Source organism: Dyadobacter sp. LHD-138, from assembly GCF_030929615.1.
GTDB lineage: Bacteria > Bacteroidota > Bacteroidia > Cytophagales > Spirosomataceae > Dyadobacter.
This window is the reverse complement of the sequence record NZ_JAVFVU010000021.1, coordinates 40,787-67,415: the sequence shown is the minus strand read 5'-3', so window position 1 is coordinate 67,415 and position 26,629 is coordinate 40,787. Positions and strand designations below refer to the sequence as shown.

The 26,629-nt window shown below is 43.8% G+C and carries 16 protein-coding genes; 7 read left to right on the top strand and 9 right to left on the bottom strand.

Annotated features, from left to right (window positions below; translation table 11 throughout):
- The first annotated feature begins 515 nt into the window (after positions 1 to 515).
- A complete protein-coding gene (gene fabV, locus RB622_RS16730; RefSeq protein WP_308047723.1) occupies positions 516 to 1,706 on the top strand; it encodes an enoyl-ACP reductase FabV in 1,191 nt (396 codons plus the stop codon).
- A gap of 97 nt (positions 1,707 to 1,803) precedes the next feature.
- Here the strand turns inward: fabV and RB622_RS16725 are convergent, their stop codons facing one another.
- On the bottom strand, positions 1,804 to 3,060 hold the full coding sequence (locus RB622_RS16725) for an MFS transporter (protein ID WP_308047722.1): 1,257 nt from the start codon (positions 3,058 to 3,060) through the stop codon (positions 1,804 to 1,806).
- 127 nt (positions 3,061 to 3,187) lie between these two features.
- Here RB622_RS16725 and RB622_RS16720 point away from each other — a divergent pair, with 127 nt between their 5' ends.
- The 3 genes from RB622_RS16720 to RB622_RS16710 all read left to right on the top strand — a co-directional run bounded on the left by RB622_RS16720 (position 3,188) and on the right by RB622_RS16710 (position 7,550).
- Entirely contained in the window at positions 3,188 to 3,616 is a 429-nt protein-coding gene (locus RB622_RS16720; protein WP_308047721.1) for a carboxypeptidase-like regulatory domain-containing protein, read from the top strand.
- Between the two features lie 215 nt (positions 3,617 to 3,831).
- The gene (locus RB622_RS16715) at positions 3,832 to 4,872 is read left to right on the top strand and encodes an SDR family oxidoreductase (protein WP_308047720.1); all 1,041 of its coding nucleotides are present in this window, start codon (positions 3,832 to 3,834) and stop codon (positions 4,870 to 4,872) included.
- Between the two features lie 194 nt (positions 4,873 to 5,066).
- A complete protein-coding gene (locus RB622_RS16710) occupies positions 5,067 to 7,550 on the top strand; it encodes a glycoside hydrolase family 9 protein (RefSeq protein WP_308047719.1) in 2,484 nt (827 codons plus the stop codon).
- A 43-nt stretch (positions 7,551 to 7,593) separates the two neighbouring features.
- Here the strand turns inward: RB622_RS16710 and RB622_RS16705 are convergent, their stop codons facing one another.
- Both RB622_RS16705 and RB622_RS16700 read right to left on the bottom strand, forming a co-directional pair.
- Positions 7,594 to 8,733 (bottom strand): VCBS repeat-containing protein, encoded by a 1,140-nt coding sequence (locus tag RB622_RS16705; RefSeq protein ID WP_308047718.1) that lies wholly within the window; start codon positions 8,731 to 8,733, stop codon positions 7,594 to 7,596.
- Between the two features lie 453 nt (positions 8,734 to 9,186).
- Entirely contained in the window at positions 9,187 to 9,891 is a 705-nt protein-coding gene (locus RB622_RS16700) for a hypothetical protein (RefSeq protein WP_308047717.1), read from the bottom strand.
- Between the two features lie 581 nt (positions 9,892 to 10,472).
- Here RB622_RS16700 and RB622_RS16695 point away from each other — a divergent pair.
- The 3 genes from RB622_RS16695 to RB622_RS16685 all read left to right on the top strand — a co-directional run bounded on the left by RB622_RS16695 (position 10,473) and on the right by RB622_RS16685 (position 16,679).
- The gene (locus RB622_RS16695; RefSeq protein WP_308047716.1) at positions 10,473 to 13,550 is read left to right on the top strand and encodes a TonB-dependent receptor; all 3,078 of its coding nucleotides are present in this window, start codon (positions 10,473 to 10,475) and stop codon (positions 13,548 to 13,550) included.
- A 37-nt stretch (positions 13,551 to 13,587) separates the two neighbouring features.
- A complete protein-coding gene (locus RB622_RS16690) occupies positions 13,588 to 15,048 on the top strand; it encodes a RagB/SusD family nutrient uptake outer membrane protein (protein ID WP_308047715.1) in 1,461 nt (486 codons plus the stop codon).
- 95 nt (positions 15,049 to 15,143) lie between these two features.
- Positions 15,144 to 16,679 carry a sulfatase gene (locus RB622_RS16685; RefSeq protein WP_308047714.1) on the top strand — a complete coding sequence of 512 codons (1,536 nt, stop codon included), beginning with the start codon at positions 15,144 to 15,146 and terminating at the stop codon, positions 16,677 to 16,679.
- A 150-nt stretch (positions 16,680 to 16,829) separates the two neighbouring features.
- Here the strand turns inward: RB622_RS16685 and RB622_RS16680 are convergent, their stop codons facing one another.
- From RB622_RS16680 to RB622_RS16655, 6 genes are all read right to left on the bottom strand, one after another.
- Entirely contained in the window at positions 16,830 to 19,295 is a 2,466-nt protein-coding gene (locus RB622_RS16680) for a TonB-dependent receptor domain-containing protein (RefSeq protein WP_308047713.1), read from the bottom strand.
- Positions 19,296 to 19,466: 171 nt separating this feature from the next.
- Positions 19,467 to 20,630 carry a PepSY-associated TM helix domain-containing protein gene (locus tag RB622_RS16675; RefSeq protein WP_308047712.1) on the bottom strand — a complete coding sequence of 388 codons (1,164 nt, stop codon included), beginning with the start codon at positions 20,628 to 20,630 and terminating at the stop codon, positions 19,467 to 19,469.
- Between the two features lie 62 nt (positions 20,631 to 20,692).
- Complete coding sequence (locus RB622_RS16670; RefSeq protein ID WP_308047711.1) at positions 20,693 to 21,895, bottom strand: hypothetical protein; 1,203 nt, start codon at positions 21,893 to 21,895, stop codon at positions 20,693 to 20,695.
- Between the two features lie 59 nt (positions 21,896 to 21,954).
- Complete coding sequence (locus RB622_RS16665) at positions 21,955 to 24,327, bottom strand: carboxypeptidase-like regulatory domain-containing protein (RefSeq protein WP_308047710.1); 2,373 nt, start codon at positions 24,325 to 24,327, stop codon at positions 21,955 to 21,957.
- Positions 24,328 to 24,700: 373 nt separating this feature from the next.
- Entirely contained in the window at positions 24,701 to 25,930 is a 1,230-nt protein-coding gene (locus tag RB622_RS16660) for a DUF4374 domain-containing protein (RefSeq protein WP_308047709.1), read from the bottom strand.
- Positions 25,927 to 26,598, bottom strand: coding sequence for a hypothetical protein (locus tag RB622_RS16655; protein WP_308047708.1), 672 nt, complete (start codon positions 26,596 to 26,598; stop codon positions 25,927 to 25,929). Before RB622_RS16655 ends, RB622_RS16660 begins: the two co-directional genes overlap by 4 nt.
- Between the last annotated feature and the right edge of the window lie 31 nt (positions 26,599 to 26,629).

The window sequence follows — 26,629 nt, the reverse complement described above, 5'->3', positions numbered from 1 at the left end:
TAACTGGATGATTAATAGCTTATTGTAAAAATCAATAATATAAACTAATTTTTCACAACTACTTAAAACGATTTAAGTTATTTTTCTGAATCTGTAAAAAAGTCTGGTTTGATTCAAAGCAGATCTCATCTGAAATGTGATTTGAACAGGTCAAAATAATAAGCCGTCTTTTTGGATTCGGGCCCTTGGTTACTTCTTTCAAATTCATTAAATTTGCCGGCAGATTGAAGTGCTGGAATCCAGGTGAACAATTCGGTGAGCAGACTTTTTTAGTTGGTGTAAAATATTGGCTATCAGATGTATATGCGGGGTGTTTTAGTCTCGTATTCTCTACTTGATTGGCAACCACTTGCAAACTATTTGTGAGTGGTTTTTTCTGTTGATAGAGCCAGTATCGAGGAAAATGTTGATTTTTAGTGGAAAAATAAAATGGCTGTCCAACATGTTTTGAGCGCATATTTTTTGTGACAAACAAGGAGGATTTAGATTAGGGAGCATAATAGATAAAAGACGATATGATAATAGAACCGAGAATGAGAGGATTTATATGTTTGACTTCGCATCCAAAAGGGTGTGAAAAAAACGTCTTAAATCAAATTGAATTTGTTAAGTCCAACGGGCACATTGAAGGCCCGAAAAATGTACTGGTTATCGGAGCTTCAACGGGCTTTGGTCTGGCTTCAAGAATAACAAGTGCATTCGGTTCCAACGCCGCTACAATAGGCGTGTTTTTTGAAAAAGCTCCTCAGGAAGGTAAAACTGCTTCTCCGGGCTGGTACAACAGTGCCGCTTTTCAACAGGAAGCGAAAAAAGCCGGACTGTATGCAAAGAGTATCAACGGCGATGCCTTTTCAACAGAGGTTAAAAAGAAAACAATCGATCTGATTAAATCGGACCTGGGTAAGGTGGATTTGGTCATTTATAGCTTGGCTTCACCCGTGCGGACGCATCCTGAAACGGGCGTAACCCACCGTTCTGTATTGAAGCCGATTGGCGATACTTTTACAAGTAAAACCGTTGACTTCCACTCAGGCGTGGTTTCCAATATTACCATTGAGCCTTGTACAGAAGATGATATTAACAACACGGTGGCGGTCATGGGCGGCGAAGACTGGGAAATGTGGATTGACGCATTAATTCAGGCAGACGCTTTGTCAAATCATGCCACAACCGTTGCTTATTCGTATATCGGGCCGTCGTTGACAGAAGCGGTTTATCGTAAAGGAACAATCGGGAAAGCGAAAAATGATCTGGAAGCCAGGGCATTTAAGATTGCCGATAAATTAAAGGATATTGATGGCGAGGCTTATGTTTCGGTAAATAAAGCGCTGGTGACCCAGGCGAGTTCTGCTATTCCCGTAATACCGCTTTACATTTCATTGCTTTACAAAACGATGAAAGAAAAGGGGATTCATGAAGGCTGCATTGAGCAGATTCAGCGTTTATTTGAAGCCAGACTTTTTAGTAAGGAAGGCATCCCGACCGATGAAGAAGGCCGTATCAGAATTGACGACCTGGAAATGCGTGAAGATGTACAAAATGCAGTGGCTGAATTATGGCTGCAGGCAACAACAGAAACACTTCCTGAAATTGGTGATTTAAAAGGTTATAAGCAGGATTTCCTGAACCTGTTTGGATTTGGTTTTGAAGGCGTAGATTATTTGGAAGACGTCAATGAAGTTGTAGCGATAGAAGGGCTGCAATAATATAAATACGGACGCTGAAAAGCGGATGTTGTCAGAAGTTGTGAAAAAGTCCTGGTGGAATTAGTTCTACCAGGACTTTTTCACAATAACCGAGAAATTAATGCGTTTCATTGGCCTCGAACGTAATCCTTTTGGTTGAATCGATCCTCAGCCATAATAGCGCTCCGGCCATCAGAAGAAACGATAAAAGAATAACCGGCGCATGATAGTTGTTGCCAAAGGCGGTAACCAGATAGCCAAATCCAATGGTATTCAGCGTGCTGCCGATAAGCCCCGCGGAATTCATTGCACCGGTGATGGTGCCCGCATGTTTGCCGCCAATATCCATGGCTGTTGACCAGGAAGCCGGGATTGTAAAATCCATTAACCCCAATCCCGCGGAGAGTAAAACGGTTGCCGCTGTGTTGTCCTTTACAAAAACTGAAATCAGCATGAAAAGCCCCGAAAGGCCCAAACCTGTGAGTGCGACAAGCGCGCGGCCCCATCTTGGCCCTATACGTTTGACAAGATAATCACAGACAAAACCGCCGGAAAGACAGCCAACTGCCCCCAAAATAAATGAAAAGGAGGTGATGAAGGACATATCGGCGTCGTTTAGTCCGCGTCCCTTTTGCAAATAAGTCGGCAGCCAGCCCTGAAAGAAAAATGCTCCGGACGCATAACAAAAGTACATGCCCATTAACAACAGCAAATTACGGTTTTTAAAAATGGACCAGGAAAATTTGTGGTTTCCTTCCGGCAGATTCCGGTTTTTAAGAATGTTATCAAGTTCTTTTTCAGATATTCCTTTCATTTGGGAAGGCTCTTCCCTGAACCAGAATTTCCAGAAAATAACCCAGACAATGCCGAGTATACCGAGAAAGAAAAAGCTGGCTCTCCATCCAAATTGATTCTGAATGGGTATGACCAGAAAAGGTGTCAAAGCACCGCCGATCCTGCTGGCGGACCATATCCAGGCTTGTCCTCGTGCCCGTTCAATCGAAGGGAACCATTTTGAGAGTACAATAGAAGAGTTTGGATAAGCGCCTGCTTCTCCGACGCCAAAAAGAAAACGGGTGATCAGCAGCATGCCAAAACCCGTTGCGAAACCCGTAAGTACCGTGAAAACAGACCACCAGAGCACGACGCGTATCAAAACTTTTTTTGCGCCGAGCCGGTCTCCCATTAATCCGGTTGGGATTTCAAAGCCGCCATAAGCCAGGGCGAAAATGCCAAGAACCCATCCGAGCTGTTCTTTGCTAAGTCCGAGGTCGGTCATAATCCTGGGACTGGCGACGCTGATGGCAATACGGTCTAAAAAAGTAATGACGGATAGCAGTGAAAGAGCAAAGAGGACCTGGTAGCGTTTTTTCATGAAATAAGATAGCGAGGAGAAATTTCGCCGCAAGTTAAGAGAAAATTGATTTTTAAATCCTACAATTTATGTGCATATTTAAGTAATAATATAATATTTCCCATCACTGCCCTGACCGGTCGTCAGCTTGTATTTCAATATTGTAAAACAGAATACGATGATGATGCAGTATACATGGGTGATCAGAGCATTGTTCCTGTTTTTTGCAGGCGTTTTTTCCGACAGTTCTTTCGGTCAGATTTTCACGGGCAGGGTGACCGATAGCCAAAAGGCCGTGGCTTTGCCCTATGCGAATATCTTTGTGCGCGGGAAAAGTGTTGGTGGTATTACGGACATCAGGGGCCATTTTGCAATTGATATTACTAAATCAAGCCTCAGTGATTCTGTCGTGATCAGTTATCTGGGTTATGAATCAATATCGATACCGAGGCGTCAGATTACCTCCGGATTTTATGATATTGAGCTATCTCCGGTGTCGTATCAACTCGATGAAGTTATTGCACTTGGGAAACGCAGGTTTGTCTTCCCAGGGCGTAAACCGAACCGGCAGCGATGAGCCGGTCGACCCCAAATAAAGTTTCACTCGAAAACATCTTTTCAAAATCTTACAGGTAAAAGTCCTGGCAATGTATCATGCGAAATAATATCAAGCCGTTACTGCGGCAGGAGGCGCATACCTTTATGTTTTGGGTATAATTATTGTGTGCTCCGCTAAAAATCATTAACGTGCTTTTGTTAATGTGGTAAATAAGTTCTCCTAAACAACTGATCATGAAAGATTCGATGCCTGCAGTACCTTTTATCTCCCGGAAAACTGCCTTGCTAGCAGCTTTGGGAGTCGGATTATTTGCTTTGGGGAAAACGATTTACGACGAAATGATCAGGTATGATCTCAAAGGCAAGGTTGTGCTGATCACCGGTGGTTCGCGCGGGCTGGGGTTGGCAATGGCCAGGTTGCTGGCTGCGAAGGGTGCTAAACTGGTAATTTGTGCAAGAAATGCAGAACAGCTTGAAAATGCCCGGATGGAACTTTTGGAGCAGGGTGCGGAGGTCCTGTCCATTGAAGCGGATGTAAGCAATCAAAATGAAGTGAACAGAATGGTGCAAATGACGATTAACCGTTTTGGGCAACTGGACGTGCTGATCAACAATGCGGGGATCATGATGGTTGGCGCAGAGGATGTGATGGATGTTGAGGAATATAAAAAGGTCATGGATACGAATTTGTGGTCGGCTCTTTACACAATAAAGGCTGCGATGCCTCAGTTTTTAAGCCAGCGCGGTGGCCGAATTGTAAACATTTGTTCGATAGGCGGAAAAATCGCAGTACCGCATATGTTGCCTTACAGCGTGAGTAAATTTGCACTGGTAGGGCTGTCGGAAGGATTGGGCGCTGAATTGAAAAAAGATAATGTTCAGGTAACCACCGTTATACCCAATCTGATGCGGACGGGAAGTCCAAGGAACGTTTGGGTGAAGGGTGATCATGAAGGGGAATTTGAATGGTTTAAACTGGCGGATTCCCTCCCGATGCTTGCTCAGGATACTGAGGTGGTAGCAAAAGCAGTGATCGGGGCTTTGGAATATGGGAATAACGAGGTGATCCTTACCCAAACTGCGAAAGTGATGGTTGCGCTTAAAGGGCTGATGCCGGGTGGTATGAATTCAATTTTGCAGGTGGTGAACCGTTTTCTCCCGAAAAGCGGAAACGACCACAAGGCTAGGCGGGGCCGGGAAGGTGAAACAAAACTATCGCATGGCTGGCTGACTTCTCTCCCCAATGAAGCATCGTATAAATTCGATGAAGCATGAGCCAAAGGATTATTTGACGTGAAGGGAAGTCAGCGCTAATCCTATTGCAGACAGGTTTTGAAATTAATACCTTCGGTTGAAAATTCCTCTGAACTTTAATAGCAAAATCAATCGTGATCAATGTAAAGCAGCAATTGGAAATATTTAATCCATTTTCGTTAAGGCGAAAAAAGATAATTAGTTTTCAGTGTTTAGTGTATTTTTTGTTTCTGACAGTCAGTTCCTTCAAAACCAGTGAGCCGCCGAATTCCTGGATCCGGATTAACCAACTCGGTTATTTACCTTCGGGTGTGAAAGTGGCTGTTTGGGGAAACAAATCGGGTATTCTTCCGGCTACATTTGAGCTGTTGGATTCGAAAACATCCAAAACGGTGTTCACCGGTAAAACGGGCAAACATTTTGGGCGTTACGGTCCGTTCAAACAGGTTTTGAGACTTAATTTTAGCGCATTTAAAACCGATGGAAGTTATTACATCCAATGTGGTGATGCCAGGTCTCCCTTGTTTCGCATTGGCGCAGATGTTTATGCAGGGGCAGCAGATTTTGGACTTCGTTATATGCGCCAGCAGCGAAGTGGTTTCAATCCGTTTTTAAAGGATTCCTGCCATACCACGGACGGATACACCATGTATGGTCCGATGCCCGACAGCACCCGGATGGATGCCTGGGGTGGTTGGCACGATGCCACGGATTATCTGCAGTACGCAACCACGTCGGCCAATGCGACTTATCACTTGCTCGCCGCATACCGTGACTTCCCCGAGGTGTTTTCGGATAAACATCTGGCAAACGGTCTTGACGGGAGCAATGGTTCGGCGGATGTATTGGATGAGGCACGCTGGGGAATTAGCTGGCTGTTAAAAATGCATCCGAGAAAAGATTGGCTATTTAATCAGCTCGCGGATGACAGGGACCATGTTGGTTTTCGTTTGCCTACCAGAGATTCTGCGAATTATGGCATGGGCCCCGGAAAAGGACGCCCCGTTTATTTTGCTTCCGGAGAACCGCAGGGACTTGGAAAATACAAGAATAAATCGACTGGCGTCGCATCCATCGCGGGGAAATTTGCCAGTGCTTTTGCGTTGGGAGCCTCATTGTACAAAAACACGGAGCCGGATTTTTCGATACTGCTATCCGAAAAATCCCGATCGGCTTATCAACTGGGACTGGATAAACCAGGCGTTGCACAGACTGCACCAAACCGGAGTCCTTATTTTTATGAGGAGGATAACTGGACCGACGATATGGAACTGGGGGCCGCCGCATTGTATCAGTTAACAGGAAGTGAAAAATACCTGAGCGAGTCGGTTCAATACAGCGGAATGGAAAAGGTTACGCCATGGATGGGTGCTGATACGGCGAGGCATTACCAATGGTATCCGTTTCACAATTTCGGACATTATGAAGTGGCAAAAAAGGCTGATCCTAAAACGAAAGCTGAAATGATCAGTTATTATAAACAAGGTATTGAAGCGGTTTGGAAAAAGGCATCCCAAAATGGATTTTTCCGTGGCGTCCCGTTTATTTGGTGTTCCAATAATCTGACAACTTCTTTCGCGATCCAATGTTATCTGTATCGGGAGCTGAGCGGGGATAATCAGTTTGCGGAGTTGGAACAAGCCAGTTTTGACTGGATATTTGGCTGTAATCCCTGGGGAAAATCGATGGTTTACGGTTTGCCTGCTGACGGTGATACGCCGAAGTTTCCGCATTCCTCTCTGACACTTCTTTATAAATATCCTTTGGATGGGGGACTGGTCGACGGGCCCGTTTACGGCAGTATTTTCAAAAACCTGAAAGGGTTGACGTTATCTCAGAAAGATCAATACGCCGAATTTCAGTCGGATTACGTCGTTTATCATGATGATTTTGGCGATTATAGTACCAATGAACCGACAATGGACGGGACTGCCTCTCTGGTTTATCTGCTGGCTGCAAAACAACACGAAGCCGGAACGCATCAGTCAGGGAAACAACCGGTGAAGTCGCACGGTGCAATAATCCGCGGCGATCAGACTCGGAAGCAAATCGCCCTTGTTTTTACAGGAGATACTTATGGCGACGGTAGGACGTATATTACCAAAACTCTCAAGGAGAAAAATGTGAAAGCATCCTTCTTTCTGACTGGTAATTTTTATCGAAACAAGGATTTTAAACCGGTTATTCAAACCCTCCGGAATAATGGCAACTATCTCGGCTCGCATTCGGATAAACATTTGCTCTATTGCGACTGGCGGAACCGGGACAGTCTGTTGGTGACCCGAAAGGAATTTGAAACCGATTTAGACAACGCATACAAGGAGTTAAAGAACTTTAACATCGGAAAGGACAAAGCACGTTTTTTTCTCCCTCCTTATGAGTGGTACAACGATTCAATCGCGAATTGGACAAAACAAATGGGGCTGCAATTGATTAATTTTTCTCCCGGCACACGCAGCAGCGCCGACTACACCTATCCTGAAATGGGAGATAAATATGTAGACAGTGAAACCATTTATCAGTCGATATTAAATGCGGAAAAACAATCAAAGGAAGGTTTGAATGGTTTTATTCTGCTTATGCACATCGGAACGGATCCGAGACGAAAGGACAAATTTTACGTATATCTTCCCAAGCTTATCGCAGAGGTAAAAAGCAGGGGTTATCAGTTTGTCAGGATCAACGAATTGTTACCCTAAACGCGAAAAGGGAGCTTCCGGTTATCAGAAGCTCCCTTTTCTGTCAATGCCCTTCGTTGTAGAAAATGGCCAGTCCGTCCTTACCTGCAACAATTATGTCTTTCTTACCTGAATTTCTTAAATCTGCTACTGAAAAGTATATTCCTGCACCTTTCCCCTCGCCATAAGGGCCGTAACTGATGAAGTTTTTGGTAAAGGATTCACCGTTCCATTTGAAATAATACAGTCCGACGGGATCAAATTCTCCCGGATCATTGCCATTATGCGCACGAAAACGTTTTCCGGTAATGAGTTCATTTTCACCGTCATTGTCGATGTCTACCCAGGCCATCGTGTGGTATTGAGACTGGAACGGGTCAATCGGATGTTTTACAAATGTGATGGTTTTGCCATTCCGCTTTTGCTCGTACCAGTCCAGCCCGTATGTGTGGCCCTGCCCGACGATAATATCATTCAGTCCATCTTTGTTCACATCCGTTACAATAATGGGAACGCCCGCATCACCAAGTTTGAAATCAGCATGGTGGGTCCAGGGTTTATTTTTTCGGTCCAGCGGTGCTTCCAGCCAGCCATCCGCGACGATAAAATCACCCCGGCCGTCGCCGTTGATATCACCAAATCCCAGGCCATGACCATGGGTTTCAGCCACCTTTGTTGGCACGAATTTTCCCGTTGACTTTTTATTTTGATCCAGAATTACTGTATAATAAACCAGGGGGTTCTTGGGGGTATTTGGTACAATTTCCTCAATTCCATCTCCGTCAACGTCCCATGCACGGGTTGTTTCGATATTCCCGGTCTCAAATAACGCATGCTCGGTCCACTCGCCGTTCGTTCCCGGATTTTCCCTCCAGGTCAGTTTTTTATTAAACCATCCGCCTGTGATATAATCCATTTTTCCGTCACCATTGACGTCAAAAGGAATCGTTGAGAAATCGTCAAAATATTCGTTAACCCTTTTTACTTGTCCAATTAAATGTCTTTTTTGATATAAGGGACCTTCATACCAGTAACTCCCGGATACGATATCGGGAATTTTATCTCCGTTTACATCAAAAACACCAACAGATTCAGCGCTTTCTGAGGAGATCATTTGTTTTCTGAAGGTGAGCTGTTTTAAAGCCTGGGCGGAAACTGCCTGTGTAAAACTTAATGCGAAAAATAATAGAATGTATTTTTTCATTGTACTTAACCAATTCGTTTTGTGTTATCTGTAAAAGCGAATGTTTGGTGTAAATACTTGTTTCTTATCCGTCGGACGACTTTTTCAGCCATCCGACGGATAAGAAAGCAGCCCGAGGGAATCAATCTATTCCTATTTCAATGGTTCGAATTCATTTGACTACTAAATTTGACAACTTTCCGGATATCTTCTTCCTGATTGAAATTGATATTTTCCTCACGGATGTACTGGTCGATAACCTCCTTATTCTTTGAGAGTATTTTCAAAAGATTATTTCTCGAAACTTTGTGAAACCTGTGATTTGCGTCAATGACGTAAAATTTTGTTGCATCCTGCCCGTTTTTTATCCGGAGCACTTTCGCCGGTTGCGCCTGCAGCTCAAATACGAGACATCATAGAGGCAATGGGAGTAAATGCTTGATTTTCATTCAGCGGGTTATCAGCGCAAAAAAGTTATAACGACTGGCAAAATTCAAGTGTTTTTACCAGGTCATTTTCTTCCAGGAAATTGATTTGATTGTCTTTAAGATAATTGTTTAGTGCTTTTTTATGATCGGGATAAATTTTTAGCAAACCAGCCCGGTTCGCGACGCTGAATCTGAGATTGCGATCAATTAAATAGAAATCCGTCTTTTTTCGCAGTATGAGTTTATCGCCAGATTTGAGCGTCTGCATTTCTCCGTTTCTGTTCGTAAAATGACTATAACTGGAAACCGCCGAAGCCGAAGAATACTGGTTATAGCCGGCGTTTTTTTCACTTCCCATAAACAACAGTTGCTGTTTGCGGCCCAACATCACTTTTCCATAATCTCCGATATTCTGGATATGTCCCTGTTTTTTCTGGTAGTAAAAAACGTCATTGTTAATGACGATCCTGCTTATGAAGTCATTGTCGCTTAAGAGCAGCGTATCGTTTTTGGGATTGATAAACTGGATTTCGCTGTGAAAAAAACTGTAATTCAGTCGGGCCAGCGAAACCCTCCCATTCCTGAAATAAACTTTGCCTTCCTGGAATCCATCGTAGAGATAGCGATCTTTGGTGGAGATGACGGTTCTGATATCACCACCATTATTAACTCTGAATGCCGGATTATTGATTTGCGCCGACGTATAAAGTGGCGCTACAAAAAATAGAAAAATTGCGAAGAGGTTTTTCATGATTTTGTTAGGAGAAATTATTTTATTTCATAGCAACTAAAAATACAATATTTTGATCAAAAAGTTAAAATAAATATTTTTAAATCAATTACGGATACATAGGCGGATTTTCTTGCTTTAAGATAAATCAGGAAAATTAAGGTGTTAAGGAAATGAAGGTTGTCGTTATCAGGGAGCTTTCCGGCATACGAAAAGCTGTTTTTTGTTTATTTAACAACAAAATCATGAATTTTTCCTGAAATTTAATAAACATCAGTTTACAAATTTGGATTGTTAGGTTTAAATATCTTTACTTTGTCTATATAATTAATAGGCTTTATAGCATTTGCCTTCCACTATTTGACAAGATTATACTAAACCCGGATATGTTATTAAGTATTAATAAACCAGTTTCTTCATTTGTAAATCAGACTCCGGAAAGTCTTATTTCCGGCAATTCCTGCTCTTCCGTTTCGTGTTTGGCATGTTGTTAAACCCGGGACGATTGTAACCGTTAAGTACACTTCACTGTATCAGCTTCATCAAACGTCCCATTTCCATTTGCTTAATTAATCTATAATATCTATAATTTCAATATACTAATGTCGAGAATAATTTTACAACGACTCAGAGGAGCGGCTTTTTATTTGCCTGTCCTTTTATTGGTACTGCATAGCCTGCATGGTTATGGCCAATCGGTGACCGTAAGCGGTTTGGTAAAATCGCAGGGTGAGCAGTCAGCCATTCCCGGAATCAATATTCTGGTGAAGAATTCACTGACAGGAACGGCTACCGATGCGCAGGGGAAGTATACGATTAATGCGGCACCGGACGCGATTCTGGTTTTTTCAGGAATTGGTTTTCTTACGCAGGAAGTTTCTATCAATAGCTGCAGTGTTATCAACGTGACTTTGCAGGAAGATACCAAGCAGCTTAATGAACTCGTTGTGATCGGTTATGGTACGCAGAAAAAGAGTGACCTGACGGGTTCCGTTTCTTCAATTTCGGAGGCGCAGTTTAAGAAAACACCGGTTGTGTCGCTGGACAACGGTCTGCGTGGCAGGGCAGCCGGGGTACAGGTAACAAGTACTTCGAACCAGCCCGGCGGGGCCACCAGTATCCGGATCCGCGGGAGCAATTCCGTCAATACGGGCAGTGAACCGCTTTATGTTATTGACGGCTTTCCGATATTTAATGATAACGCTTCTACGGCTGGCGGAGCAACCGTGGGTCCGAAACTCAATGCGCTTTCGCTGATCAACCCCAATGATATTGTGTCGATCGAAGTTTTGAAAGATGCCTCGGCGGCGGCGATTTATGGTGCACGGGGAGCAAACGGTGTCGTATTGGTAACAACCAAAAAGGGGCAGGAGGGAAGACTGAAAATTGATTTTAACGCATACTACGGCGTGCAGAAAGTTTCAAAAACACTTCCGCTTTTGAATGCAACAGAATACGCTCAGCTGGTAAATGATGCCAACGGGAAAGTAATTTATACACCTGAACAAATTGCTTCTTTTGGTGCGGGAACCAACTGGCAGGACGAAATTTTTCGGTCGGCTCCGATTCAGAACTATCAGGTATCGGCTTCTGGTGGTGATGCGAAAACGAAATATTCACTTTCGCTCAACTATTTTGATCAGGACGGGATTATTATCAATTCCAATTTCAAACGGTATTCGGCCCGTTTTAATTTTGAAAAGCAGGCGACTTCCAAACTGACCTTTGGTTCTAATTTCAGCGTGGCCAATACCAATGCAAACCAGGCATTGAGTAGCACGGGTGGGGGAGAAGGAACCCAGGGGGTGATTGTATCGGCCCTTGATTTTAACCCGATCCTGAAAATCAGAAATGCAGACGGCACTTATGTACTGGAAAGTGACCGCGGTATACCGATTGGAAACCCGGTGGCAACGGCGCTTGAACTGACCAATAAATCGGTGAGCACGCGGTTTTTGGGAAATGTTTTTGCAAGTTATAAAATCATTGACGGTCTGGAATTCAGAACGAGTATTGGTGCCGATATTACGACGACCGGTGAGAAATATTATGCGCCGCGGACAATTCTGGCGGGATCAAGTGCGCAGGGGGTTGGCCGTGTCTCAACGGCCAATGGAACTTCCTGGCTGAATGAAAACACGCTGACTTATTCAAAAGCCTTTGACAAACATGCCATCACAGCACTGGCCGGTTTTTCTGCTCAAAAATATACGAGGAATCTGCTGACATCGGCGGCGTCCGGGTTTGTCAACGATTTGCTGGGAGCGGATAACCTTGGTTCGGGCGCAATCATCAGCACGCCGGTAACCAATCTGGTGGACTGGAGTCTGTTATCTTATATTGGCCGGATCAATTACAGCTTCAACGACCGATATTTGCTGACATTAACGGGCCGTGCGGACGGTTCTTCGAAATTTGGTAATAATAACAAGTATGGATTTTTCCCGTCCGGTTCGGTTGCCTGGAAATTGTCTGAGGAAGAATTTATCAAAAACATCAGCGCGATTGATGAGTTGAAATTGCGTTTGAGTTATGGTAAAATCGGTAATCAGGAAATTAACAGTTACCAGTCACTGGCTGGTTTGTCGGGAGCGAGTTATATCATTGGCGACAAAGTAGTCAAAGGTTTTTCCCCGGGCAATATCCCGAATCCGAACCTGAAATGGGAAACGACGACCCAGACTGATTTGGGTCTGGACATCGGTTTACTACGCAACCGTCTGAATCTGACTGTGGATGCATATTACAAGAAGACGACCGATATGTTGCTGAACATCAACGTGCCCTGGTCGACAGGATTCTCAACGGCTTTGCAAAATATCGGAAGTATTGAAAATAAAGGTTTGGAACTTGGCCTACAGGCCGTTGTATTGAACAAGGATCTGAAATGGAATATCAATTTCAACATCGCAGCCAATAAAAATAAGGTACTGGATCTTGGTTCGGTGACGCAGATCTTGACAGGCGAGATCAACGGTTACCTGAAAATCAATGACCCTGTGGTGATTATGCCGGGCCAGCCGCTGAACTCGTTCTACGGCTATGTCAGTGATGGGATTTTCCAGACGGGTGATAACATTGCAAACGGTCCGCAAAAAACTGCCGTAGCTGGTGACAGAAAATACAAGGATATCAATGGAGATGGCACGCTGGATGCAAAAGACAGACAGTTTATCGGCAATGCACAGCCTAAATTCTTCGGCGGTTTTACCAACGATTTTAGCTATAAGGGATTCGAACTGAGCGCTTCGTTCAACTATGTTTATGGAAACAAGATCCTGAACAGCACACGTGCAGACCTTGACCTGCCAACGGGACAAAAGAACAGTTCTGCCAGGGTAAAAGATCGCTGGACGCCGACAAATCCAAGCAATTCTATTCCAAGGGCTACCCTGAACCGCGCGTTCCTGTTTTCTGATGCGCAGATCGAGGATGGTTCGTTTCTACGGCTGGGCTCACTTTCTCTGGGTTATAACCTGCCCAATTCATGGTTGAGAAAATCAGGTATCAACAATGCCAAATTGTATGTATCCGGGCAGAATTTGTTTGTGATTACCAAATACACCGGTTTTGATCCTGAAACCAACCAGTCGGGACAAAACAATATTTTGCGTGGGATTGATTCGGATGCATATCCAAATTCTCGCTCATTCCTGGTAGGTGTAAACCTTAGCTTTTAAGCCTTAGCGCGTCCATTATTTAATCAAAAACGATCCGATGAAAAAGTTAATATATCTGTTTATTTTCGTGCTGACGGCTACTTCGTGCAACGACTTTTTGCAGGAAGATCCCGCATCGCTGATGGTCGATAGCAATTTTTATAAAACCGAGGCGGATGCCGATGCGGCCCTTGTTGCGGTTTATGATGGTCTGAACGACCAATCCAATATCTTTTACCGGGGTATTTATTTGCTGGCAGAACTCACGACTGACAATGCCGAATGTGGTCAGGGAGTTGCCAATGCCAATATTTTTGCCCTGAAAAATTTCACTTATGGTCCCGTTAACGACCGGATTTATCTGCTTTATACTTCGGTCTACAAAACCATTGCCAATGCCAATGTGGCCATCGATAAAATTCCGGCCATTCCGTTTGCGGATGCCAAGAAAAACCGGTTGCTGGGCGAAGCCAAATTTGCAAGAGCGTTGCTGTATTTCAATATGGTCAGATTGTTTGGCGATGTGCCGTTGGTTTTAAATCAGGTTACTTCTCTGGGCGACGTAAATGTGCCAAGAACCGAAGCGGCAAAAGTATATGAGCAAATTATTTCGGATCTTGAATTTGCGGAACAAAATCTGGATGCGACCAATGCTACGGCAAATGTGGGAAGAGCCACCAAAGCTTCGGCGACTGGTTTGCTTGCCAAGGTTTACCTGACATTAAAAGATTATCCGAAGGCAAGAGACAAAGCGAAATCGGTTTTGGATAACGCACAATTTGGCTTGGTTGATAACTATTTTGACGTTTTTACGCCGCAAAACAGATTTAACAAGGAGATCGTTTTTGCCATTCAAAACAAAGGAAACACCGGTGCGGGTAACGGTTTTGCCATGGCGCTTTTCTTGCCAAGATCTACCATAGCACTTCCGGGCGGTGGTACGGTGGCCGGTAATAGTGCCGATGTTCCGACGGAGGAGTTTTACAAAAGTTTCAAAGTTGGAGATTTGCGCAAAGACCGTACATTTTTCACCGAATACGATGCCGGTGGAGGAAAAGCAACTTTCCGTCCGCATTGGTATAAATTCTTCGATCCGTCCACGATAACCAATCTGGGTGAGGGGACTTTGAACTATCCGATCCTGCGTTATTCCGATCTTTTGCTGACTTATGCCGAAGCGTTAAATGAAATTGGTGGTCCTTCTGCCGAGGCTTTTGAGGCCATCAACAAGGTCCGCCGCCGTGCTTACGGCAAGCCGGTTGCGACGGCCAATGCAACGACCGATTTGCAGGGATTGAGCAAAACGGCTTTGCAGGATGCTATTCTGGATGAACGCAGATGGGAGTTTGGTTTTGAAAATCACCGTTGGTTTGATCTGGTGCGTACCGGTAAGTTACTGAGTACGTTACAGGCGAAGGGGAATACGGCGATCAAGGATTATCACGTTTTATTTCCACTGCCGCAACGGGAGCTGGATGTGAATAAAAGTCTGACTCAGAACAAAGGTTACACCAATTAAAATATCTTTGGGAAAAAGATCGGCAAACACCGGGTCTTTTTCCCAAAATAACCTTTTTAATTTTTTTGCTAAATTCGTTTTCTAAATTCCTAAGAATGAAAAAGTCAGTTCTAGTTTTACTTTGTTTAATCAGCTTTTCGTCCGGCATTTTCGCCCAGACGAAAGAGCGTCCCAACATTATCTTTATATTTTCCGACGACCATGCTTATCAGTCGATCGGGGCTTATGGAAATAAGTTGGCCAAAACACCAAATATTGACCGGATTGCCCGGGAAGGCGCTTTGCTTACCAACAATTTGGTGACCAACTCGATTTGCGGACCGAGCCGCGCTACGTTGTTGACGGGAAAATACAGCCATATCAATGGGTATAAAAATAACGACAGAACAAAATTTGATATCACACAGCAGCTCTTCCCCGATTTGCTTCAAAAGGGCGGATATCAGACGGCATGGATTGGGAAGCTGCATTTAAACAGTCTGCCAACTGGGTTTGATTACTGGAATATTCTGCCCGGACAAGGTATTTATTACAATCCACAGTTTATCACCGCACCAAACGATACGATCAGAAAAGAGGGTTATGTGGCCGATATCATTACGGAAAGTTCGCTGGACTGGATCAACAAGCGTGATGAGAAAAAACCGTTTTTCCTGGTTGTTGGTCAAAAATCGGTGCACCGCGAGTGGCATCCTGACTTGCAGGATTTAGGTGCTTATGATGATATCAACTTCCCGTTGCCTGAAACTTTTTATGATGATTATGCAGGCAGAGCGGCTGCGAAAGATCAGGATATGAGCATTGAAAAAACGATGCGTTTGAAGGAGGATTTGAAAGTACATCTGGATTATGACAGGGTTCCGGGCTATAAGTTTTTCTCTCCTGAGAAGAAGAAAATTTTCAAAGATTACTACGATAAGATCACGAAGGAATTTGATGATAAAAAACTGTCTGGCAAAGCGCTGACGGAATGGAAGTACCAGCGTTATATCAAGGATTATCTGGCCACTGCCAACGGTCTGGATCGTAACATCGGAAAGATTCTCGATTATCTTGACAAAACCGGTTTGTCCAAAAACACGGTCGTGATCTACGCATCTGACCAGGGTTTTTACATGGGTGAGCATGGTTGGTTTGACAAGCGTTTTATCTATGAAGAATCATTGAAAACACCATTTGTGATCCGCTATCCGGGCGTTATCAAGCCGGGAACAAAAGTGGAAAAATTGGTTTCAAATATCGACTGGGCACCAACGGTGCTTGACCTGGCGGGTGCGAAAATTCCAGCGGATATCCAGGGTAAATCATTTTTGCCGTTGCTGGATAAAAATGCAAAAGCAAACACGCCATGGCGCGACGCAGCTTATTATCACTACTACGAGTTCCCGGAACCTCACCATGTTTACCCGCATTTTGGGGTAAGAACAAAACGTTATAAGCTGGTAAGATTTTACGGCGGAATCGACACCTGGGAGTTGTTTGACCTGGAAAAAGATCCCCATGAGGTTAAAAATGTTTACGGAGAAAAGGCAAACGAGGCCATCATAAAAAGCCTGAAAGCACAATTGAAAACATTGATCGTGCAATACAAAGACGACGAAGCATTGAAGTTGTTTAACAGCGGGAAATAATTTGGCTGTCAGCGATTGGCTTTCAGCTTTCAGTATGGCTGTGAAATAGATTGTTTTTCGTCGGTCATCTTTGCCGGTTTTAAAGTAAAAAGGATCTGGTCTGCATGGATCAGATCCTTTTTACTTTAAAATGACCACCGAAAGCCTAAATCAACTGCCGCCCTTCACCCGGTTCTGGATATCTTCGCTTCCGGAGCTGCGTTTGCGGGTTGGGGTAATGTCTTTTCCGAAGCGGTAGGAGAATGAGATTGTCGCCATCCGGCTGTCGAAACGGATGTGGCCGTCCATGTCCAGGTTTTCGTATCGGGCTGTATTGCGGCGCTGCCGGGTCTGGAAAATATCGTTAACCATCAGTTTGATCGTTCCTTTTTTGTTCAGCACCTGTTTTTGTCCGCCGATTGAAATCACATAGTAACTTTTGGAAACGAAAACGCCATAAACGGATTTTGAGTTAAAGAAGCCACTCAGTTCGGCTGAATAACCTTTACCCAGCTGGAAGGTATTCTGGCTGTTGAAAGAAAAACTCCATATCCCGTTATTCAGGTTTCCGCCCTTTTGGTCGCCTTTGTATTCATTTCTGAAAAAATTTCCGAAACTGTTGCTTGACCACCAGCTGGCGGGCTGCAAGGAAGCCGTTAAGCTAATGCCGTAGTTGATCATGCTTTTCAGGTTTTGCGGACTCTGATAGGTTGTGTTCAAAGAATCCACCTGACCCATCATCCAGTTCATCACGTCGGAAGTGTAGCTGTAATTGATCGCGGTGATGAATTTCCCCTTATACGTATGACTCATCTCAACCGAATGCGTAAGTTCCGGCCTTAAAAACGGGTTTCCTTCATAATACAAAAACGGATCGCGGAAAAACCGGAACGGATTCATATCATCATAGTCCGGACGTTCGACCCGGCGGCTGTATGAAACCTGCCCGCTGTGGTTTGGCGTAAAGGTTTTGGTAACAAACAAACTCGGGAAAAGCTGGAAATAATTGCGCTTAACCAGCGAATCCGTTGTGACCTGATGCCCGGTTGTCTGCGTGTTTTCTCCTCTTAATCCAGCCTGCAAACTTAGCGAGCCAAATTGTTTGCTGAAATTGATATAACCCGCGTGGATCATCTCTTTGTAAGTAAAATGATTGCTCCACGAAGGGTCCGGAATCCATAAGCCGTTGCGCAGTGTGTCATATTTCAGGTTGTTGTCAACAGAAACGTAGCTGCTTTTCCAGCCGGTTTCAAACTTTGCTTTTTCTCCAAAAGGGTGTGTATAGTCAAGTTTTCCTACATAAACATTGGTAAGGGACGGCACAAATCCACGGCGAACGGAACGGGTTTCCAGGTGCGTATTTTCTGCATGCTGGTATTTTGTGTCCATACTTTGGTTGGAGCGGTTGTCATTTTTGGAATAGTCCAGATCGACCGTGAGCTCGTGGCCGCTTTTCTCAAACTGATGGGCGTAATTAAGGTTATAGGCATTGCTGTTCCAACGGTCCAGGTTATCGTTATGTGTCAGCGGATTGCTTAAAATGGCACCTGTTGACGACACCAGCAAGTTTGTCGTGTTGTTGTCGTTGATGTATTTTCCGAAATTCCCATTGACCAGCACGCCAAGCGTATTTTTTTCATTCAGGAAAAAATCGGCGCCAATTTTATAATTGTTGGTGTACAAAGGTTCGTTGGTCGCAGAATTCTGATAGGAAATCCGGTCTGGAGTTCCGGCTACTTCGCCTTCGTAAAACCGCCGGGTAAAACTAAGGTATTCGATTTCTCCCCGGAAAGCACGATCATAACTCCCGAAGACATTCAGTTTTCCGCTGCGGTAATTCAGATTAAGGCCGCCGCCGTAGCGATTGGCGCGACTTCTGGCTACATTCACATAGGCATTCCCGTTTATCCCGACCTTCTCATTTTTTTTCAAAACGATGTTGATAATCCCCGAATTTCCGGCCGCATCATATTTCGCCGAAGGATTGGCAATCAGCTCAATTTTGGAAACAGAGCCCGAAGACGTTCCACGAAGCAGGGTGGTCAGTTCGCGCTGCGACAGATACGTAAGTTTTCCGTTTAACATCACACTGACGCCCGGTTTTCCTTTCATGGAAATATTTCCTTCGTCATCCACACTGATCCCGGGTGCTTTTTCCAATAGCTCCAAGGCGGTATTGCCTTCTGCCAGAATACTGTTTTCAATATTTAAAACAGTGCGGTCGATATGCTGTTCCACCAATGGTTTTTGGGCTGTGATGGTAACGGCATCCAGTATTTTGTCGTCGGGCGTGAGGGTAAAGTTTTCTAAAACAATTTCATGTCTGGCTTTCGAGACCGTGAAACTTTTACTGGTGAATGATTTGAAACCCAAAAAGCGGGTATGGACATAATAGGCCCCCTCCGTTACTTTTTCAAAAATGAACCGACCGGAAGAATCACTTAATGTTCCTTTTATGATCGTTGAATCTGCTGTTTTATGTAAAGCAATCGTGGCAAATTCAACTGGTTTTTGGTTACTGTCAAGGAGTTTTCCTTTAATATTTCCGACAAGAATTTGCTGGGAAAATGTTAAAGCAGGAGATAAAGTAAAGAGAACGAGCAGCCAGATAATGGCATATTTGTTGATGATTTTCATGTTTTGAGCGTGAGTTTTTTAGTTTAAATAATGGTTGATCGGGTCTTCGATGCGCATCGTTTATATACTTTTGTTAATGAAGAATACTGGAAACTGAAAAGGCAAAAGGGGACACACCAGTCATGTAAAATGCCTGGAAATAGGTTTAATAAAATGAATTTTGGATGCGAATCAGATTTGTGACTGCAAGGATGAAGGTTTAAGCTTTTTTCCTTTTTTAGACCTTCCCCACTTGCTGCGTCCCCACCAGACGTAAAATCCTGTTATTGGCAAAGTTGCGCAAATAAGACTGGCCAGAAAGTACAGTATTTTTGTTGGCAGATTGCCGATCGCGCCAACATGTAAAGCGTAGTTTGTCCGTCGCAGCCAGTCTGCCAGTTTTAATTTATCAATGTGAACCTGCGTTGACGGCAGTTCTTTTAGTGTGTGCTGGTCAAGATAAACGTAGCGCCAGGAGCCATTGTACATGTCGGTACACAGGGGAATGGGCTCGGATAGTTCGTCGGGAAAAGAAACAATAATGGCATCTTTATTGTAGGTGCCAATTTCGGTAATACCTTTTTGAAAGGCGATGTCAACGTTTCGCATCAGGGAATTTGAAACGGCTTTTGTCGTATCAGAAACGGCCTTCACGTAGGGAGCCTGCATGCCGCCAGCCGAACTCAGCCAATAGATACTCTTTGACATCCATGCAAAACTCATGCTTAGCCCGGTGATCGTGATGATCAAAGCAACCAAAAGCGAGTAAAACCCGAGCACATTATGCAGGTCGTAGTTGATGCGCTTAAACCGGGCGCTCCATTTTATTTTGAAACTTTTATCGCGGTTGGATTTATTCCATTTTTTTGGCCACCACAAGATCAGGCCGGTGATGAGCAGAATGAAAAATATCAGCGTGGCATAGGATACAATCGTCTCACCAATACCTGTTTCGCCAATTTTGGCTTCGATCCAGAGTTCCGTATGGCCTTCAAGAACCCAGTGAAAAAAATCTTCTTCATGTACAATTGCCACCACTTTGCCGTCGTAAGGGTTTACGAAAACAGACGAGTCCGAATTCATGCTTACTTTGGCCGTTTTTTCGTGCCCGTAATACCAGATCCCACTGATTTCTTTTTCCGGGAACAACGGTGAAACTTTTTCTCTGATCACCGATGGTAGCAGATAAGGGGCGTTGGCAGGCCGTTCCGCATGCAGCCAGGGTTGGGTCAGTGATTTAAATTCCTGTTCAAAAACCAGAATGCAGCCGGTAAGTGCAACAATGAATACGATGATTCCGGAAGCAAGTCCAAGCCAGAGGTGAAGCCAGGCGTTTATTTTTTTTAGTATTGTCATCAGGGGAGGAAATTGTCAGGCAGTCGGGAACGTCCCGGACTGCCTGATTATTTAACTTGGTATTATCTCATTTTGTCTATACGAAGGATCCAGTCGTATCCACCGATCATTTCAATACCGGTTTTTACCGTTTGGGCAGCGATGTCATAGACATACACGTAATCTTTACCGGTTTCAGCGTTTGTTACCATGAATACTTTACCGTCTTCCACGACGATGTTTTGAATATAGGCGTCTGCGTCGTTCGGTATTTCTGAAAGTTTCCGGGTAATTTTTCCGGTTTCAAGATCCATCACGGCAAAGGCATAAATGTGCGTAGAACCCGTTACAGCAGGATCAATATATTTGAGAATAGCCTTTGTTCCGCCGATGTAGAACAAGCCAACGCCTTGATATCCGAGTGTGCCAGAGTTAACCACATAGCTCTCATCCAATACTGTGGTACGCTTTTTGATACGGTAGATGGCCGTTTTTTTATCAGGAATATTGCTCCATTCCACATTGGTAGCGAAATAAGTATTGCCGCTGTCATCAACAAAAGAAGAAGATAACCAGAGTTTATTTGTCCCCGGACCAGCTGAGATCGTGCTCTCAAGCGTTTTTTCGTATTTAAGCGTAGCATAATCCACGACACCAATGCTGGTCTTTATTTGCCAGGGTGCTGGATATTTGGCTGCAAAACCAAATTGTACAAATACCTTACCGTTTGTGTACTCAATATTTCCAAGACTGATTTCTTCAAATCCTGCTGGTACTGCCGGTGCATCAAGCACACCATTGGTTGTTTTTAAAGTTTCAGTATTGACAACCGAGTAATGCACTTTTTGAGCGTCTCCATTGGTTCCGACAAGGAATAATGTTTTGTCATCGATCCACGTAAATCCGCCGATACTTGCCAGGTGCGTGAAGGGAACTTCCAATACGGTGTTGTAAAGCTCTTTTTCATATTTGAATTTAGACAAACGCCCGGACGTGGTATTGTAATAATAGTAATAACCTCCTTTGGTAATAATTCCATAGTCAGATTTCCCGGTAACTTCGGCACCGTGGCCGGTAAGATTAATGGAACCTTCTGTCAGTGAATTTGTACCCAGCACATATTGCGTTGTGTTGGGATAACTTCCAATCTGCAACCAAACCGCATATTTTTCCTGGGTTTCTTCCGTAGGTTGGGGTGTTTCTTCATCATTGCTTTTGCAGGCATATAGCAGCGGGATTATTGCAAGAGCTAGGAGGAATGGATAAAGTTTGAAATTTTTTAACATGATTTTTTGCGTGATAATTGTTAAACGGTTATTGGATAAGACTAATAATGTTCAGGTTGTTATCTCAGGAAATATCTGAGTTTGACAGAGAAAGCCCGGCCTGGTTTTTGTAAACGGAAGTTGTCAAAAGCAAGGTTATTGGTGAAATTCCGGCATTCCAGCGAAAGGTTATAACGGCCGTTGTCCCACGAATTGGAGATGGAGGCGTTATGGATGTACTGGTCTGGAATTGTACTTTTACTGGCCTTGCTCCCAAAGGCTTCCCAGGTAAGGTAGAACCAGTGCACGTATTGTGTGCCCAGATTAAACTGCATTCTGGATGCTTTCCCGAGGATATTGTTTTTACCGATACTCAGGTCAGCATTCCCGAAAAGCCATGGTTGGTTTGGGATTTTATTTAAATAAGTCGCTTCAACGGTGCTTCCCGAGGAACCTGGCGAATATTTAGAATTGTTGATTGCATTCTGGTAACTGACGTTGGCGTTGAAGTAAAGCAAATCACCGTAGTTGTATTTAACATCGCCCTCCAAACCGTTCACCTTTACTTTGGACGTATTTTCATAACGGCTTACGCTGGAATTGGATTTGTAAACGACGGAATAGATAAAGTCATTGGCATTACGGTAAAACCAGGATCCTTCGATGAATAACTTATGCTTGTTGATCGTAAATCCGTAATAAGCGCCGATGTTTACATTGTGGCTTGACTCGGGTTTCAAGTCGAGGTTGGCGATCACCGTGTAACCATTTCCAAACATTTCTCCCACTTCTTGCAAGCGGTAAGCCTTTTCGTAGGAAGCCTTAACACCCAGATCGCCTAAGATTTTGTAACGGCTGGCAATTCCATAACCCTGATAGGTGTGTGAGTCATTGGCTTTTGCGTATTCTCCGGAAGTTGAAATATACCGGGATTGCTGAACGCTGATACCGTAAAACTTGCCGAAAAGTGTATTGGTCAGCCGATCGTTTAACAAATTTTGCTGATAGGCGGCACCAAGAATGTTCTTGGAAAGAATACCCGGTATTTCGGCGCGATCGGTAATGAGCTCGTTGTAATTTTCGTTTTTAAGGTGATCGTAGGTATAATTTACATTGAATGAATGCACGTCAGACAGCTGATATCCCAGGTTGGCACGGGCAAAAGTCCTTGGACGGTTGATATTTGTTATCGATTTTGCCCCGTTAATTTCCGCCAGACTGGTTTTGACCCTTGAACCATCCCAATAATATTTATAGCTGGAAGTATCCGTAACGACATAATTATCAACGGATCTTGACGCGAAGAGATTAGCATTCAGACCTTTCACGAAAAGATTGTCTTTGCGATAACGCAGGGAGGCATTGTAAGCATGCCCGTCTTTCCCCACGGCTCCGTAAACGACATCCTGTCGTGTTCCGGTTTGAATATCCTGCTTGGTGCCTGAATAGGAAAATCCCACAAACAATACGTCAGCCCATTTTTTATTGATCACACCCGCTTCCAGCTGTCCCATAGCTGATTTGTACTGGTCATGAAACCGCTTGAAATCTTTGTTTACATATTTGTATTGCGCTTCATCCCAGATTTCCATCCCACGCATCATGTAGTTGTTGTCGGAATAATTGGCAAATGTGCTGGCTTTGATAATAATGCCTTTGGACGTGCTGTACTGGCCGGTTAAAGCCAGCCGGTGTGTGTTAAACGACCCGTAGCTGTAACTTGCATCCAGATAATTACTGATATTCTGATTGGTGATGATGTTCACAGCACCACCCAGCGCGTCGGAACCCAGACTAACGGGCACCACGCCTTTATAAACCTCCATCCGTTCGGCGAGGTTTACCGGGATGTTGTTCAGCGACATGGCACTTCCCATTAATTCCATAGGCACGCCATCCAGAAAGAATTTAACAGCCTTGCCAGAAAGTCCATTGATGGAAAAGTTGAAATCCGAACCGACACCGCCTTCTTCCCGGACACGTACGCCGGCAGTTTTATTGAGAACCTGATTCAGATCGGCGGTTGTGTTTGCAAACCTTTTGGTTTCAATCGCGTTGACTGTGAAAGCCTGTTCCTTGATTTCCTGCGTCTCGGTTTTTCCATGGACCGTAAGCTCGTCCATGTTTTTTGAATCAGATTTCATCGTAAAACTGACCTTGATTTCCTGTCCGTTTTTTACAGTTATTGCTTTTGACTGGCTTAAATAACCTACCGACGAGATCACAAGGGTATGATTTCCGGATTTCCTTACAGTTAGTTTAAAGAAACCGTCAACGTCGGTTACGGTACCGGAAACAGTGCCTTTCAGGATCACACTGACGCCCGGAAGTTTGGTGCCATCTTCCGACTGAACAGTTCCTGAAACAGTTCCGGTGCTCTGAGCCTGAACGGCACAAGTAAACTGAGATAAAATAAAGAGAATTGTAGCGAATAAAAACTTGCCTGGGTGCATTTCGTTTAGCAGAATAAACTGGTTATAGTGATAAAACCGACGGTTTTGCCGATCCTTTCCAAATAGAAAGTAGCACTACTCCGCTTTTCCCGAAGGTCTGATTTATAAAAAGTCTAAATAATTTTAAGGAAATGCGTTAACGGGAAATAACGCTATGCAGCTGTTGGCAATTATCTATATGCGATTAGTTTAGTAACCGGGTGATTAATAGATTATTATAAAAATAAATAATGTAAACTAATTTTTCACTACTACTTATTTTGCCTGAATTACATAGCGTTATATTGGTGTTGACCCAAAGTAGGAGTTTGTTTTTTGATTGATAAGCATTGAAAAAAGAGATACTATCGAAATTATTTCAACAGCATTGTGACTATAATTTCTCTATGCGCAGGATATAGTCAATTTCACCTTCAAGTTTTAATCCCTTTTTCAGACTTTCGTTTTTCGGATTATAAATCCAGATGTAATTCCCCTCGGAATCAGAATTGAGTGAGATGTACACAAGGCCTTTATCCACGAGCACACAAGTACGTGAAGTGCCTTTGTCGAGCGGCAGTCCCAGTTTTTTGACGGTCTTTTTTTCTAGATCCAGTACATGAAATTCGATATGTGGAACTTTATAATGATCGTTGATGCCCGTAAAAAGCTCCCGGCGTTCACTTCGGATGATGGCCTGGTTATTGCCGATATCCCATAAACCATAACCATGGTTTCCTATTGGGGATTCTGAAATATTAAAAAAGTAGGTACTGTCCAGTATATTCTCGCCGTTTTTGATACGGTAAACTGCCGTGGGTTTATCAGGATGATTTCCAAGCGCAATTCCGGGACAGGCCAGGAAATAGAAATCGCCTTTTTCATCCGTGAACGTATTGGCCTGAGCCGTATTGGATCCCCCGGGATAGGTGGATCGGGCATCTTTTAAAGTTTTTACCGGTTTAAGGCCGGGATAGCTAAGGACACTGACATAAGCCGTATCACTCGTGGAATAATCCTGCGCTGCATTGATGGTGTGATACGTATAACCGACCAGCAGCTGGTTGTCTTTTAATTCGGAAAAACCAACGGACATGGCATTGTAACGACCAAAGGGTAACGGAACTGGGAGGTCGCCGACGGTCGCTTTCATGTTTTTAACGGCAACCCGGGCATACTTTACTTTTGATAACTGGCGGTTATACGAAATAAGCAGGAGGGTGTCGGGATGTACCCATTTATAATTATCCAGATAGGCAAATTCCGGTACCGATACCGAATCAACCGGTATAAAACGATTGTTTTCGACGGTGTATTTTAAGAAATAATGGTTCTTCTTTTCGTGACGATAGTAATAACCATCTTTGACAATCAGATCAAACCATATTCTTTTCGGGTAAGTTTGTGCTCCTTTTTGGATAGGATTGATTGTGCCGCCGGAGAGATCATTCACCTGGGTTATATATTCCCTGGTATCCCTGGCCATCGTATAGATACTATATTTTTTCCGTTCAGGATCCGTTTTTTCGGAACAGGCGGATAAGCAAACCAGAATGAAAAGGGTAAAGATTTTTAACGTTGTCAGATCGCCTTGGGCACGCATTGGTTTTCGGGAATATTTCAAATATTAAACTGATCCATGATCTGCCTCTTAACGACTGGCGGGAGTCCCATCAGCAGTTTTTCTTCCATGACAATGACCTCATTATTTTTCTTGTTTCTATAATTCAGTGCAATATAGGTTTCTCCTTTTTTGAAGGTCATTTTACCGGTATTGCTGGCCGAAGTGGTGCACACATCTTTGAAGGAAAGGAAGATATCTTTTTTAGGGCTGATCAGTATTGTTCCGCAAAAATCGATAAGGCCGGAATTGGCATCAATACGGGCGTTACTTTCCGGGCCAAGTGAAATTGTATAATCTCTGGCATCAATTTCCTTGTTGTCGGAAAGAGAATTGTTAACAGAGGTAATGATAGCCTGCTGCGTGTTTTGTTTAAAAACGAAAAGAGAGGCCGTTAAAACAACCAGAACACTGGCAGCCGTTGCGAGGTTAGTCCATTTCGCTTTTGAAAGATAGATACCGCCGAAATTGAACCTTTTTTGAGAAGAGGGCAGTATGGCTGAAATCTCTTCCCACATCTCGACTTTTGCAATTTTCCTATCAAAAATGTCTTGCAGAGGCACAAAGTCATCGGCTTCGTCATCCAGCAACCAGTTTTCCACCAGCGTCATCTCGTCAGGTGTACACAACCCGTTATGGTATTTTTCGATAAGCTCTTTACTAACCCTCATGAAAGCCTTCTTTTTAGAATGCAGCAGTTCT

What these genes read in the sequence shown, in the direction of transcription:
- RB622_RS16680 (WP_308047713.1), bottom strand. Translation starts at nt 19,295, where the DNA reads ATGAAAATCATCAACAAATATGCCATTATCTGGCTGCTCGTTCTCTTT.
- fabV (WP_308047723.1), top strand. Translation starts at nt 516, where the DNA reads ATGATAATAGAACCGAGAATGAGAGGATTTATATGTTTGACTTCGCAT.
- RB622_RS16705 (WP_308047718.1), bottom strand. Translation starts at nt 8,733, where the DNA reads ATGAAAAAATACATTCTATTATTTTTCGCATTAAGTTTTACACAGGCA.
- RB622_RS16655 (WP_308047708.1), bottom strand. Translation starts at nt 26,598, where the DNA reads ATGAGGGTTAGTAAAGAGCTTATCGAAAAATACCATAACGGGTTGTGT.
- RB622_RS16700 (WP_308047717.1), bottom strand. Translation starts at nt 9,891, where the DNA reads ATGAAAAACCTCTTCGCAATTTTTCTATTTTTTGTAGCGCCACTTTAT.
- RB622_RS16670 (WP_308047711.1), bottom strand. Translation starts at nt 21,895, where the DNA reads ATGTTAAAAAATTTCAAACTTTATCCATTCCTCCTAGCTCTTGCAATA.
- RB622_RS16715 (WP_308047720.1), top strand. Translation starts at nt 3,832, where the DNA reads ATGAAAGATTCGATGCCTGCAGTACCTTTTATCTCCCGGAAAACTGCC.
- RB622_RS16690 (WP_308047715.1), top strand. Translation starts at nt 13,588, where the DNA reads ATGAAAAAGTTAATATATCTGTTTATTTTCGTGCTGACGGCTACTTCG.
- RB622_RS16695 (WP_308047716.1), top strand. Translation starts at nt 10,473, where the DNA reads ATGTCGAGAATAATTTTACAACGACTCAGAGGAGCGGCTTTTTATTTG.
- RB622_RS16725 (WP_308047722.1), bottom strand. Translation starts at nt 3,060, where the DNA reads ATGAAAAAACGCTACCAGGTCCTCTTTGCTCTTTCACTGCTATCCGTC.
- RB622_RS16685 (WP_308047714.1), top strand. Translation starts at nt 15,144, where the DNA reads ATGAAAAAGTCAGTTCTAGTTTTACTTTGTTTAATCAGCTTTTCGTCC.
- RB622_RS16665 (WP_308047710.1), bottom strand. Translation starts at nt 24,327, where the DNA reads ATGCACCCAGGCAAGTTTTTATTCGCTACAATTCTCTTTATTTTATCT.
- RB622_RS16675 (WP_308047712.1), bottom strand. Translation starts at nt 20,630, where the DNA reads ATGACAATACTAAAAAAAATAAACGCCTGGCTTCACCTCTGGCTTGGA.